Source organism: Hylemonella sp. GW821-FHT12C09, from assembly GCF_058807395.1.
Genome location: NZ_JBXAQQ010000004.1, coordinates 16,585 through 29,365, shown reverse-complemented (window position 1 = coordinate 29,365; position 12,781 = coordinate 16,585). Strand labels below are relative to the sequence as shown.

At 65.6% G+C, this 12,781-nt stretch carries 10 protein-coding genes and 1 tRNA gene; 3 read left to right on the top strand and 8 right to left on the bottom strand.

Going from position 1 to position 12,781, the window contains the following annotated elements; genetic code table 11:
* Window position 1 precedes the first annotated feature (1 nt).
* Window positions 2-751 carry a M48 family metallopeptidase gene (locus tag AC1RRP_RS08060; RefSeq protein ID WP_493034961.1) on the top strand — a complete coding sequence of 250 codons (750 nt, stop codon included), beginning with the start codon at window positions 2-4 and terminating at the stop codon, window positions 749-751.
* A gap of 217 nt (window positions 752-968) precedes the next feature.
* On the opposite strand, the gene katG is transcribed toward AC1RRP_RS08060, so the two are convergent.
* The 3 genes from katG to AC1RRP_RS08045 all read right to left on the bottom strand — a co-directional run bounded on the left by katG (window position 969) and on the right by AC1RRP_RS08045 (window position 5,873).
* Window positions 969-3,173 carry a catalase/peroxidase HPI gene (gene katG / locus AC1RRP_RS08055; RefSeq protein ID WP_493034959.1) on the bottom strand — a complete coding sequence of 735 codons (2,205 nt, stop codon included), beginning with the start codon at window positions 3,171-3,173 and terminating at the stop codon, window positions 969-971.
* Window positions 3,174-3,482: 309 nt separating this feature from the next.
* The gene (locus AC1RRP_RS08050; RefSeq protein ID WP_493034957.1) at window positions 3,483-4,448 is read right to left on the bottom strand and encodes an AEC family transporter; all 966 of its coding nucleotides are present in this window, start codon (window positions 4,446-4,448) and stop codon (window positions 3,483-3,485) included.
* Between the two features lie 18 nt (window positions 4,449-4,466).
* The gene (locus AC1RRP_RS08045) at window positions 4,467-5,873 is read right to left on the bottom strand and encodes an ATP-binding protein (protein WP_493034955.1); all 1,407 of its coding nucleotides are present in this window, start codon (window positions 5,871-5,873) and stop codon (window positions 4,467-4,469) included.
* A 182-nt stretch (window positions 5,874-6,055) separates the two neighbouring features.
* Here AC1RRP_RS08045 and AC1RRP_RS08040 point away from each other — a divergent pair, with 182 nt between their 5' ends.
* Window positions 6,056-8,179 carry an ATP-dependent helicase gene (locus tag AC1RRP_RS08040; protein WP_493034953.1) on the top strand — a complete coding sequence of 708 codons (2,124 nt, stop codon included), beginning with the start codon at window positions 6,056-6,058 and terminating at the stop codon, window positions 8,177-8,179.
* Window positions 8,176-9,297 (top strand): phospholipase A, encoded by a 1,122-nt coding sequence (locus tag AC1RRP_RS08035; RefSeq protein ID WP_493034951.1) that lies wholly within the window; start codon window positions 8,176-8,178, stop codon window positions 9,295-9,297. Before AC1RRP_RS08040 ends, AC1RRP_RS08035 begins: the two co-directional genes overlap by 4 nt.
* Before the next feature lie 135 nt (window positions 9,298-9,432).
* On the opposite strand, the gene AC1RRP_RS08030 is transcribed toward AC1RRP_RS08035, so the two are convergent.
* From AC1RRP_RS08030 to AC1RRP_RS08010, 5 genes are all read right to left on the bottom strand, one after another.
* A complete protein-coding gene (locus AC1RRP_RS08030; RefSeq protein ID WP_493034949.1) occupies window positions 9,433-9,828 on the bottom strand; it encodes a carboxymuconolactone decarboxylase family protein in 396 nt (131 codons plus the stop codon).
* Between the two features lie 82 nt (window positions 9,829-9,910).
* Window positions 9,911-11,248, bottom strand: a complete 1,338-nt coding sequence (locus tag AC1RRP_RS08025; RefSeq protein WP_493034947.1) for an MATE family efflux transporter — start codon at window positions 11,246-11,248, stop codon at window positions 9,911-9,913.
* A 131-nt stretch (window positions 11,249-11,379) separates the two neighbouring features.
* Window positions 11,380-11,781: a hypothetical protein gene (locus tag AC1RRP_RS08020; protein WP_493034945.1), complete on the bottom strand. Its 402-nt coding sequence runs from the start codon at window positions 11,779-11,781 to the stop codon at window positions 11,380-11,382.
* 166 nt (window positions 11,782-11,947) lie between these two features.
* A tRNA-Phe gene (locus AC1RRP_RS08015) sits at window positions 11,948-12,023 on the bottom strand.
* 47 nt (window positions 12,024-12,070) lie between these two features.
* Complete coding sequence (locus AC1RRP_RS08010) at window positions 12,071-12,751, bottom strand: response regulator (protein WP_493034943.1); 681 nt, start codon at window positions 12,749-12,751, stop codon at window positions 12,071-12,073.
* Window positions 12,752-12,781 lie beyond the last annotated feature (30 nt).

Sequence of the window (12,781 nt, the reverse complement as noted above, 5' to 3'; positions counted from 1 at the left end):
CATGCAAGTCACTGAACGCGTCTCACAGCACCGCATCGCCTATGGCGATGAAGTTATTGCATTCAGTCTTCGTCGTCAACCGTCGCGCATCGTGACGCGCGTTGCCATTCATGTGGAGCCAGACGCACGCGTGCTGGTGGATGCGCCGGACATCGCGCCTCTGGCAGATGTGCTCGTGGCGGTGAAAAAACGGGCCCGCTGGATCAGCCGGTATGTGGACGCAGCCAGGGCACGACTGGCCCATGTACTGCCTCGGGAATATGTGAGCGGTGAATCACTGCACTATCTGGGGCGACGCTATCGCCTGAAGGTCGTTATCGACGCAGGGGCCAAGGCAGAGGCTCGGATGCGCGGCGCGTTCATCACCGTGACGACGCCCGAACAAGCACCGACCGCGATCAAGGCAGCCTTGGATGCCTGGTATCGGCAGCGAGCGCGGGAGGTTTTTGCTGACCGACTTACGGCAGTCGCATTACCTCTGCGATGGGTCAAGCAGCCTCCACCAACGCGCCTGCAGTTCATGACCGTGCAATGGGGCAGCTGCTCACCCTCAGGGCGCATCACACTGAACCCGTTGCTGGTGAAGGCTTCGCGTGAGTGCATCGACTACGTGCTGCTCCATGAGCTGTGCCACCTGCTTCACCACAACCACAGCCCCAAGTTCTACCGGACCCTGGTTCGGCACATGCCGAACTGGACAGCGGTGAAGGAGAAGCTCGACAACATGGCGGAAGAAGTGTTCCGCGCCTGAATACATCAAATCAAGACCAATGACAGGGAGGATGAATGGCAACTACTGGTCTAGAGCCGCCCCTGAATTGGCTTGCGGCGAGAGACTGCAGTCAGCCTGAAGCTATAACCTGCAGACGCTCGAAATCTTCTAACAAGCCGACACCGCCAGCCATACTCTGCACCCCAAGACAAAGGCCACCCGAAGGTGGCCTTTGTCCTATCTACCCGAAGACGGATCACTTCAGATCAAAACGATCCAGGTTCATCACCTTGGTCCAGGCCGCAACGAAGTCACGCGCGAACTTGGCCTTGCTGTCGTCCTGTGCATAAGCCTCGGCAATGGCGCGCAGTTGCGAGTTGGAGCCGAAGGCCAGGTCCACGCGGGTGGCGGTCCACTTGGCGGCGCCGGTCTTGCGGTCCTTACCCTCGTAGGCGTTGTCGCCCGTGGGCTTCCAGGCGGTGGACATGTCGACCAGGTTGACGAAGAAGTCGTTCGTCAGCTGGCCCGGGCGCTGGGTGAACACACCGGCCTTGCTGCCGCCCACATTGGCGCCGAGCACACGCAGGCCACCGACCAGCACGGCCATCTCGGGCGCGGACAGGGTGAGCAACTGCGCCTTGTCGAGCAGCATTTCCTCGGGCGAGACGCTGTAAGCCTTCTTGCGGTAGTTGCGGAAGCCATCGGCTACCGGCTCCAGCACGGCGAAGGATTGGGCGTCGGTCTGCTCCTGCGTGGCGTCGGCGCGGCCGGGGGTGAAGGGCACCTCCACCGGCTGGCCGGCGGCCTTGGCGGCGGCTTCCACGCCGGCGTTGCCGGCCAGCACGATCAGGTCGGCCAGGGACACTTGCTTGCCACCGGCAGCGCTGGCGTTGAAGGCCTTCTGGATGCCTTCGAGCACGGCCAGCACCTTGGCCAGCTGGGCCGGCTGGTTGGCTTCCCAGTCTTTCTGGGGGGCCAGGCGGATGCGCGCACCGTTGGCACCGCCGCGACGATCCGAGCCGCGGAAGGTGGAGGCGGAGGCCCAGGCGGTCGACACCAACTCGGCCACCGGCAGGCCCGAGGCCAGCACCTGGGCCTTGAGCGCGGCGGCGTCCCTGGCGTCGATCAGCGCGTGCTTGACGGCCGGGATGGGGTCTTGCCAGATCAGGTCTTCGGCGGGCACCTCGGGGCCCAGATAGAGGTTCTTCGGCCCCATGTCGCGGTGGGTGAGCTTGAACCAGGCGCGGGCGTAGGCGTCGGCGAACTCGTCGGGGTGGGCCAGGAAGTGGCGCGCGATCTTTTCGTAGGCCGGGTCGAACTTGAGCGAGAGGTCGGCCGTGGTCATCGAGGGCGCGTACTTCTTCGACGGATCATGTGCGTCGGGGATCATGTCCTCGGGGGCGACGTTCTTGGCGCGCCACTGGATGGCGCCGGCGGCCGTCGTCATCTGCTCGTAGTCGTACTTGAACAGCACCTTGAGGTAACCCATGTCCCACTGGGTGGGGTTGGGCTTCCAGGCGCCTTCGAAGCCGCTGGTGGTGGTGTCGCCACCCTTGCCGCTGCCGTGCTTGTTGATCCAGCCAAAGCCCATTTCCTCCATGGGCGCGGCCTCGGGCTCGGGGCCGACCAGGGCCGCATCGCCCGCGCCGTGCATCTTGCCGAAGGTGTGGCCGCCGGCGACCAGGGCCACGGTTTCGTAGTCGTTCATGGCCATGCGCGCAAAGGTCTCGCGCACGTCGCGGCCTGAGGCCACCGGATCGGGCTTGCCGTCCGGCCCTTGCGGGTTCACGTAGATCAGGCCCATCTGCACGGCGGCCAGGGGGTTCTCCAGCTGGCGCTCGCCGCTGTAGCGGCTGTCGGGCTTGTCGCTGGTGGCCAGCCACTCCTTCTCGGCGCCCCAGTAGATGTCCTCTTCCGGCGCCCAGATGTCGGCCCGGCCGCCACCGAAACCAAAGGTCTTGAAGCCCATGGTTTCCATGGCCACGTTGCCGGCCAGGATGAAGAGGTCGGCCCAGGAGATGGCATTGCCGTACTTCTGCTTGATCGGCCAGAGCAGGCGGCGCGCCTTGTCCAGGTTGCCGTTGTCGGGCCAGCTGTTCAGGGGCGCAAAGCGCTGGTTGCCGGTGTTGGCGCCGCCGCGGCCGTCGGCCGTGCGGTAGGTGCCGGCGGCGTGCCAGGCCATGCGGATCATCAGGCCGCCGTAGTGGCCCCAGTCGGCCGGCCACCAGTCTTGCGATTCGGTCATCAGGGCGGCCAGGTCTTTTTTGAGGGCCTGGTAGTCCAGCTTGCTGAAGGCCTCGGCGTAGTCGAAGTCCGGGTCCATGGGGTTGGAGGCCGGCTGGTGCTGGTGCAGGATGGACAGGTTGAGCTGCTTGGGCCACCAGTCGGCGTTGGACTGGGCGCCGTGCGTGGCACGGGCACCGCCGGCGGCATGGAAGGGGCACTTGGCTTCATTGGACATGGTCTTCTCCTTGGGGTTGGGATGGAAACTTCAGGCAGGAAGAGCTCAACTGGCCATCGCCAGGGCGGCGAGGCATTCGATCCAGACCGGCTGGCGATGGCTGGCAGGGGTCAGGTTCTTTTTCATGATGGCACTCCTTGCGTGAAAGTGCGTTGACTTTAGGATCTTTCTATTTAAACGGCCATTTGATTTGCAATATCTATTGAATAGGGTGTGGCTATTCATGGATGGACAATCATAGGTATTTACCCTAGAGACCTCTGCATGACCCGCGTCGCGCATGACGGGAGTGATGCAGAGGGGCCCGGCTCAGGTCATCAGGCCGACCGCGCCCGAGAAGCTCAGGAAGGCCACGGCCGTGGAGACCAGGATGATGCGGGCGATGCGCCCGTTGTCGGCGCCAAAGCGCTCGGCCAGCAGCGAGACGTTGCTGGCGCTGGGCAGGGCTGCGGCCAGCACCATGACGGTGAGCGCAAAGCGGCTCAGCGGCACGCCCATCTGCACGGCGCCCACGCCCACCAGCAGCACCAGCAGGGGGTGCAGCAGCAGCTTGAAGACGGCCACGGGCACGTAGTCGCGCAGGGGGATGGGCGGGTGCTTGCTTTCCACCGTGAGGATCTGCGAACGCGCGAGCACGGCACCGATGGTGAACAGGGCCACGGGGCTGGCCGCGTCGGCCAGCAGGCCCACGGTCTTGTGCACCGGGCCGGGCAGTTCGAGCTGGACGTAGGAGGCCAGGCCGCCCAGCAGGATGGCCCAGGGCATGGGGTTGGTCAGCATGCCGCGCAGGGCATTCTTGAGCGCCACGGTGGTGCCGTGTTTGTCGGCCCCGTCCAGGCGCGACAGCGCAATGCACAGCGAGGTGGTGATGACCATGTCCACCAGCATGCCCACGATGATGGGCGCGGCCGCCAACGGCCCCAGCAGGGCCACCAGCAGGGGCACGCCCATGAAACCGGTGTTGGGGAAGGCCGCCACCAGGGCGCCAAACGAGGCGTCGTTCCAGCGGATGCGGTCGCTCAGGGTGACGGCGATGGTGAAGCCCACCATGACCAGGCCGCAGAGCAGCCACACCACAAAGACCGAGTAGTCGAGCAGCTGCGCGATCGGGGTGCTGGCGCCGAAGCGGTAGAGCATGCAGGGCAGCGCGAAGAACAGCACGAAGCCGTTCAGGCCGGGGATGGCCTCCAGCGGCAGCATGCGCCGCCGCGCGGCCAGGTAGCCGCAGAGCACAAGGGCGAAGAAGGGGAAGGTGACCGAGAAGATTTGAAGCACAGCCGGGATTGTCCGCGATCAGAAGAGCATCAGAAAGGCAGCCAAAGGCACCACAGCCAAAGGAATCGGTGCTTGTGCGGTCAACCGTTCCACATCGACCTGCGGTACCGCGCTCTTACTCACCACGACGCAAGCCTCGCAGCCCAACTGCTGCGCGAGCCGGGCAGCCTTGAGCACTTCTTTGTCCTGGATCTGGTTGCGGTACTTGACCTCCACGCCTATCGAGCTGTGCCCCAGGTCCACGATGAAATCAACCTCGTCGTCATTACGCCGCCAATAGCCCAGCTCAACCAACCCAGGCCAGCGCCGCAGATGGTTGGCCACCACGTTCTCCGCATAAGCCCCCATCAGGGTGGCGTCCGCCACCATCTGTTCCTGGCTGAGTTTCATCACCGCATTGCGCACGGCCAGATCCACCAGATAGGTCTTGAAATTGCCAGCCTTGGGCGTGGCCTTGGTACTGGTGTGCTTGTGCAGGCGCCAGACCAGATCGGTGGCTTCAAGCAAAGGGAAATAGCTTTCGATGGTGCTGCGTGCCAAGCCGATCTCCTTGCTCACGGCCGAGAGATTGCTTTCGCGCCCCGGGTCCTTGAGCAGGCCCAGGTAGAAACGACGCAGCATCTCGGGTTTGCGAAATTCGGCCGCCACCAGCAGGTCTTCGAAGATCACGCGCTCGACCTGGTTTTGGTAGAGGTATTCCTGTTTGGCGAGCAAGGTGGGGAGGTTCCAGACTTCGGGGAAGCCGCCTTCGAAAAGGAATTGCTCAACTTTTCCTCGGTACTGATCAAACTCATGGGTTGCACCAAGTGACTCAACTAAGTCTTGTGCATTCTGCTGCTGATAAATCCGACCAACCTTTCCCAATATCTTTCCGATACGGTCTGCTGGTTTGCCAGTTGGACTCAAATGGCCGCTTTGCGGGCAACTCCACCACTCCCGAAAACTGAACGGCAGCACGTGGTAATCCTTGATGCGCCCCAGCAAACTCTCGCGTGATTTCTTGAAGATGGGCGCACTGGCCGAGCCCGAAACGATGAAACGCACCGGCGTCTTGAGGTCGTAGAATTTCTTGAGATACAACTCCCAGCGCGGAAAGCGCTGGATCTCGTCGAGAAAGAGATAGGTCACCCCCTGCTTGGCCGCCAGGGCAGCAGCCGCTACCAGTTCGTTGAAGAAGCGGTCTGCATCAAAGCCAGGCAACTCCAGCCCTGGATCCTGCATCGAGAAGTAGACGATGCGCCGGGCCTGGGCCTGCCCATCGGGCGCGTCCGCGATCAGTTGCTGGATGCACTGTTGCAGCAAAGTGCTCTTGCCCACCCGACGCGGGCCGGTCAGCGACACCATCTGCGGCAGCTGCTTCACATCCGCGTACAAATCGTCAAACACATCGCGCCGAAACGCGGGCACACTGGCAAAGGCCTCCACGTCCTCCTGCCACCAGGGGTTGTAGGGCGCCAGTATGGCAAACCGCCCGAAAGAACTGGATGCATCAACAGTCATAGTCTTAAATTTTGCATATTTACTGTCATGACGTCAAATAATCTTTAATCCTCCGAGGCCAAGCGAACACCCCGCTATCATCGACCTGATCAGTTTTTTCATCACGCATGTCGTCATCCCCCTCCCACGGCCTCAATCTCGCGCAGCAGGACGCCGTCAATTTCCTGCAGGGTCCCTGCCTGGTGCTGGCCGGCGCCGGTTCCGGCAAGACCCGCGTCATCACCCACAAGATCGGCCGCCTGATCCAGGCCGGGCTGGAGCCCAGGCGCATCGCGGCCATCACCTTCACCAACAAGGCGGCGGCCGAGATGCGCGAGCGCGCCAAGGGCCTGATCGGCAAGGCCGCGAAAGAGGTGCGCATCTGCACCTTCCACGCCCTGGGCGTGCACCTGCTGCGTGAAGACGGCGAGGCCGTGGGCCTGAAGCCGAAGTTCTCCATCCTGGACAGCGACGACGTCACCGGCATCCTGAAGGACGCCGGCGGCAGCACCGACGCGGCCACCGCGCGCCAGTGGCAGTGGACCATCAGCCTGTGGAAGAACATGGGGCTGAACGCCGAGCAGGCCGAGGCCATCGCCAAGGACGACAACGAGCGCATCACCGCGCGCATCATGGCGCGCTACGAGGAGCGCCTGACGGCCTACCAGAGCGTGGACTTCGACGATCTGATCGGCCTGCCGCTCAAGCTGCTGCGCGACCACGCCGAGGTGCGGACCAAGTGGCAGAAGATCATGGGCCACATCCTGGTCGACGAGTACCAGGACACCAATGCCACGCAGTACGACCTGCTCAAGCTGCTGGTGCCGCCCGACCCGCGGGACGCGCGTTTCACCGCCGTGGGCGACGACGACCAGTCCATCTACGGCTGGCGCGGCGCCACGCTGGACAACCTGAAAAAACTGCCGGTGGATTTCCCCACCCTCAAGGTCATCAAGCTGGAGCAGAACTACCGCTCCACCGGCGCCATCCTGCAGGCCGCCAACAACGTGATCGGCCCCAACCCCAAGCTCTTTCCCAAGCGCCTGTGGAGCGAGCTGGGCGAGGGCGAGCCGGTGCGGGTGGTGGACGCCGACAGCGAGGAACACGAGGCCGAGCGCATGGTGGCGCGCATCCAGAGCCTGCGCTCGGAATCGCAGCACAAGGAGTTCCGCCACTTCGCGGTGCTCTACCGCGCCAACCACCAGGCCCGCGTGCTGGAGCAGGCCCTGCGCAAGGCGCAGATCCCCTACAAGGTCTCGGGTGGCCAGAGTTTCTTCGACCGCGCCGAGATCCGCGACCTTTGCGCCTGGTTCCGCCTGTGGGTCAACAACGACGACGACCCGGCCTTCCTGCGCGCCGTGACCACGCCCAAGCGCGGCATCGGCCACCAGACCCTGCAGCAGCTGGGCACCTTTGCCGGCCAGTACAAGCTGAGCCTGTTCGAAGCGCTGTTCTCCAATTCCCTGCCCTCGGTGCTGAACGCGCGCGCGGTGGGCAGCCTGCACGAGTTCGGCCGTTACGTGAACGACCTCGAATACCGCGCCCGCCACACCGAAGGCGCCGAAGACGCCATGGCCTTCCTGATGGACTGGCTCAAGGACATCGGCTACGAGAAGCACCTCTACGACGGCGAGGACAGCGAGAAGCTGGCCGCCTCGCGCTGGACCAATGTGCTGGATTTCTGCGACTGGATGGCCAAGCGCTGCGGCGGCGAGATCGACGACACGGCCGGCGTGACGCTGGCCAGTGCAAAGAAGTCGCTGCTCGAAGTGGCGCAGACCATCTCCCTGCTCTCGACCATCAGCGAGCGCGACAAGGACCAGGATGTGGTGACCCTCTCCACCCTGCACGCGGCCAAGGGCCTGGAGTGGCCCCACGTGATGATGGTGGGGGTGACCGAGGGCATGCTGCCCTTCAAGCTGGACGAGGGCGCCGACTCCCTGGGCGGCTCCACGCGCGAGCACGAGGCCGTCAACGAGAGCGTGGCGCTGCGCCTGCAGGAGGAGCGCCGCCTGATGTACGTGGGCATCACACGCGCGCAGCGCTCGCTGGCCGTGAGCTGGCCCAGGAAACGCAAGAAGGGCCGCGAGATGGTCAGCGTGCAGCCCAGCCGCTTCATCGCCGAGATGGCGCTGAACCAGGCCACGACCCGCGAAGACCCGCGCGAGAAGCTGCGCGCGCTGCGCGCCGAGTTCGCCAAGAAGGCGCTGGACACGGCGGCCGCCCAGGCCCTGGCGGGAGATGCTGCATGAGCCTGCGGCGGGCATGGGCAGGGCTGGTGCTGCTGGGCGGGGCCGTGTCGGCCTGGGCCCAGGCAGCCGATCCATCGCCGGCCAGCGGCTGGCAGGCATGCGCGCAACAGACCCAGGACGCGAGCGCACGCCTGGCCTGCTACGACCGCTGGGTGCAGGAGCAGGGCCAGCCTGCGCAAACCGGCGCCACCCCCCCGGCAGCCGCGCCAGCCGAACCCGGCGGCAAGACCAGCGCGTCGCCCCGGCCGCCGGAGTGCCGCAGCGGCCCGCAGTCGGCCCTTTCGCGCTACTGGGAGCTGGAAGACGGCAGCGACTGCGGCCGCTTCAACATCCGCGGCTACCGCCCCATCAGCCTCTCGTACATCCACTCGGACACGGTCAACCGGGCGCCCAGTTCGCCCACGGCCGGTCACAGCGCCAGCAGTGAAACGCCCTACCTCATCAACGAGGGGCGCATCCAGCTCTCGGTGCGCACCAAGGTCGGCCAGGGTTTGCTGCCGGTCAGCCATTTCGGGGGGCGTGATTCCCTGTGGTTCGGCTACACGCAGCAGTCCTACTGGCAGCTCTTCAGCGGCTCGATCTCGCGGCCCTTCCGCACCACGGACCACGAGCCCGAGATCATGTACATCGTGCCCCTGCCGGCCGAGCTGCCAGGCGGCTGGCGGCTGCGCTACGGCGGTGTGAGCTTCAACCACCAGTCCAACGGCCAGAGCCTGCCGCTGTCGCGCAGCTGGAACCGCGCCATCCTGATGGCGGGCATGGAAAAGGGCGAGCGTTTCACGGTGACCGCCCGCCTGTGGAACCGCATCCCCGATGGCGACGAGATCGACGACAACCCGGAGATCGACCAGCTCATCGGCCGCGGCGAAGTCACCGGCGGCTGGCAGGTCAACAAGGACAACACCCTGCTGCTGACGCTGCGCCACGCCATGACCAGCCCCGCCAACGGCTCCTACCGGCTGGAGTGGCTGCAGACCCTGGGGGAGGCCAACCGCAACGGCAGCCCGAGCGGGCTGCGCATGCATGTGCAGCTGTTCAACGGCTACGGCGATTCGCTGGTGGACTACAACCGCGGGCGCACCGTGCTCAGCATCGGCCTGAGCCTGGTGGACTGGTAAACCGCCGAGTTCACCGCGGCCTGCACCTCGCGGTTGAGCTGCTGCACCTGTGCGGCCGGCGTCTTCGAAGGCACGAACAGGGCGACGGCGAGCACAAGGCCCAGGGTCGGCAACCATGATGTCGTGGCGCGCTCCTCAGGGTTTGGCCGCCTTGGCGGCTTCGTCCTTGAACACCTGCTGCGCGATCTTGAAGGAGTCGAGCCCGGCCGGTGCGCCGCAGTAGATCGCCGCCTGCAGGAAGATTTCGCACATCTCCTCCTTCGTGACGCCGTTGTTGAGGGCGCCCTTGATGTGCAGCTTGAGTTCATTCGGGCGATTGAGCGCCGTCAGCATGGCCAGGTTGAGCATGCTGCGCGTCTTGCGCGGCAGGCCGTCGCGTACCCAGACCTCGCCCCAGGCGTTCTCGGTCAGGAGCTGCTGTATCGGCGCCATGAACTCGTCGGCGTTGGCCAGCGAGTTGTTGACGTATTCGTCGCCCAGCACGGCTCTGCGCACGGCCAGGCCGGCCTTGTATTTCGGGTTCTCGTCCATGGTGTCTCCGTCGTGGTTGCTTGGTCGAGACCACTTTACAGGGATCACCGCCAACGGCGACACGGTACAAGCCCCTAGCGACTCAATCGCCCCAGCGCACGTAATACACCGCCAGCGCCGTGACCAGGCCGTACAGCAGCATGGCCGCGCTGATGAGGGCAAACATGCCCGCCACCGGCACCTCGTGGTGCACCAGCAGCCAGCCGCCCGCGGCCACCAGCAGCAGGCGCAGCGTGCCGGCCAGCACCGGGCCCAGCAGCTTGCCCGCGCCCTGGGCGGCAAAGTACAGGCACAGGCCGAAGGCGAAGAAGCCGTAGGCGGGCGCGACCCAGCGGAAATAGCTGCCCGCGTAGGCGATCACCTGCGCCTGTTCCGTGAACAGCCGCGACCAGGCATCGGGGAAAACCGCCACCAGCAGGCCGAGGCCGCCGACGATGGCGGCGGCCAGGCTGGCACCCGTCCAGGCCACGCGCCGCGCACGCGCCACCAGGCCCGCGCCCAGGGCCATGCCCACCAGGGGCAGGCAGGCCACGCCGATGGCAAAGGTGACGGGGATGAGCAGGAACTCCAGACGCGCGCCGATGCCGTAACCGGCCAGGGCCTCGGTGCCAAACCCGGCCACGATGCGCGTGATGATGAGGATGGTCAGCACGGTCTGCAGCGAGGAGATGCTGGCGACGGCGCCGACCTTGAGGATGTCGTGGAAGTGGCCGCGCGCCAGCAGTCGGGTGGAGAACACCAGGCGCACGCGGCCCTGGCCCGAGCGCAGGTGGCGGTAGAGATACAGCGCCCCCAGGCTGAAGGCGATGACCTGCCCCAGCGCGATGCCGGCCATGCCCAGGCGGGGCACCGGCCCCCAGCCCAGGCCCAGCAGGCCGCCCAGGATGATCTGCCCCAGGGCCACGCCCAGCAGGGTGAGCGACGGCGTTTTCATGTTGCCCGCGCCGCGGATGACCGAGGCCAGGGCATTGGCCAGCCAGATGCTCAGGGCCCCGGCAAAGGCGATGTGCGCATAGGACAGGGACTGCTCCAGCGCCGCGCCCTGCCCGCCGATCAGCGCGAACAGGGGCCGCCCCCAGAGCAGGATGAGCGCGCTGAAGAACAGCCCCAGCACCGCACTGACGATCACGGCATGCAGGGCCAGCGCATCGGCCCGGGCCTGCTGGCCGGCACCGATGGCCCGGCTCACGGCCGCCGAGATGCCGCCACCGATGGAGCCGGCCGACAGCATCTGCTGCAGCATGATGAGCGGAAAGACCAGCGCCATGCCGGCCAGCGCCGGCGTGCCCAGCAACCCCACGTACACGGTCTCGGCCACGCTCACCAGGGCCGTGGCCACCATGGCGAACATATTGGGCACGCTGAGCCGCCAGAGGGTGGGGAGGATGGGCGCGGTGGTCAGGGAATGGGGAAGGGCCATGGGATCTTGAAGGGGCCGCCACCGGCCCGTGTGTCCCATGATGGCAGGGTTCCCGGTTTTCTGCTGCGCGCCTGGGCGACAGGCCGGCCCTCCTCGGCAGCAATAAAAAAGCCCCTTGTGGGGCTGCTTGCTCAGGCGGCTTGCGCGGTGGCAGGGCTCGGCGTGCGCCCCGTCCAGACAGCACACAAGGTGTCTGCCAGCTGTTCAGGCACCTCGTTGTCAAAGCTCATCAGCAAGTCGGGCGCCTGGGCTGCCGAGGCCGATTTCAGGATGCTGGCCAGGGTGGCGCGCTGCGCATCGGTGGCCACGTGGCTGTGGCGCTCGGCCAGGCAGGCCAGGGTGGCGTCGCGCAGGCGGTCGGACCCCAGCACGTGCCAGGCGTAATCGATCTCGTAACGCTCGAAGGCGTCTTTCAGGCTCTCGCCGTTGATCTTGGCTTCTTCGGCGAAATGGTTCAGCGTGCGGGTGCAGATGGCACTCATGACGCTGGCAACCTGCTCGGCGTGCTCGTGCACGGAATTGTCGATGGCCATGGAGGGCTCCTGATAGGTGATGAGCGTGAGCCCAGGGTGCGGCTGGGGCATCGCCTGGTGGGCCGATGGCAGACGCTGGAAACAGGGACCGCACAGCTCGGAGGCGACAAGGCCCGGTGCGGGAAAACAAAAAAGCCACCCCTGAGGATGGCTTTCCGAGAGATTCTGGTGGCCTGGGGCGGAATCGAACCACCGACACGCGGATTTTCAATCCGCTGCTCTACCAACTGAGCTACCGGGCCTGGAGAGATGGAATTATAGCAGCACTCCGGCGGCCTTCCGGCCGGGCTCAGACGCTGTTGCGCTTGCCGCGGCTCAGGTCGACGCCGAGCTGCTTGAGCTTGCGGTAGAGATGGGTGCGCTCCAGGCCGGTTTTTTCGGCCACGCGGGTCATGGAGCCGCTTTCGCGCGCCAGGTGGTACTCGAAGTAGGCCTTCTCGAACTCGTCGCGCGCCTCGCGCAGCGGCTTGTCGAGCTGGAAGTTCTGCTGTGCCTGCGGGCCGGTTTCGACACTGGCCATCAGGGGCTGGCCCAGGCCGGCCAGGGTCTCGCCACCGGCCACTGGCGGCTGGCCGCCAGCGAGGGAAGGTGCCGCCGGCTGCGGGGCGTTGCGCACCAGGCCCTGCTCCACCGCCTTGAGCAGCTTTTGCAGGGTGATGGGTTTTTCCAGGAAGGCCTGGGCGCCGATCTTGGTGGCCGCCACGGCGGTGTCGATGGTGGCGTGGCCACTCATCATGATGACGGGCATGGTCAGCAGTCCGGTGGTGGACCATTCCTTGAGGAGGGTGACCCCGTCGGTGTCGGGCATCCAGATGTCGAGCAGGACCAGGTCGGGGCGCTCACGCTGGCGGGCGGCACGCGCTTGCGCCGCGTTCTCGGCCACTTCGACGGTGTGGCCCTCGTCGTTCAGGATTTCCCACAGCAGGTCGCGTATGCCTAGCTCGTCATCGACTACCAGTATGTTTGCCATGATGTGAACGCGGGTCTCTCGTAGTTCGGG

What these genes read in the sequence shown, in the direction of transcription:
- AC1RRP_RS08010 (WP_493034943.1), bottom strand. Translation starts at nt 12,751, where the DNA reads ATGGCAAACATACTGGTAGTCGATGACGAGCTAGGCATACGCGACCTG.
- AC1RRP_RS08030 (WP_493034949.1), bottom strand. Translation starts at nt 9,828, where the DNA reads ATGGACGAGAACCCGAAATACAAGGCCGGCCTGGCCGTGCGCAGAGCC.
- AC1RRP_RS08040 (WP_493034953.1), top strand. Translation starts at nt 6,056, where the DNA reads ATGTCGTCATCCCCCTCCCACGGCCTCAATCTCGCGCAGCAGGACGCC.
- AC1RRP_RS08035 (WP_493034951.1), top strand. Translation starts at nt 8,176, where the DNA reads ATGAGCCTGCGGCGGGCATGGGCAGGGCTGGTGCTGCTGGGCGGGGCC.
- AC1RRP_RS08020 (WP_493034945.1), bottom strand. Translation starts at nt 11,781, where the DNA reads ATGGCCATCGACAATTCCGTGCACGAGCACGCCGAGCAGGTTGCCAGC.
- katG (WP_493034959.1), bottom strand. Translation starts at nt 3,173, where the DNA reads ATGTCCAATGAAGCCAAGTGCCCCTTCCATGCCGCCGGCGGTGCCCGT.
- AC1RRP_RS08060 (WP_493034961.1), top strand. Translation starts at nt 2, where the DNA reads ATGCAAGTCACTGAACGCGTCTCACAGCACCGCATCGCCTATGGCGAT.
- AC1RRP_RS08025 (WP_493034947.1), bottom strand. Translation starts at nt 11,248, where the DNA reads ATGGCCCTTCCCCATTCCCTGACCACCGCGCCCATCCTCCCCACCCTC.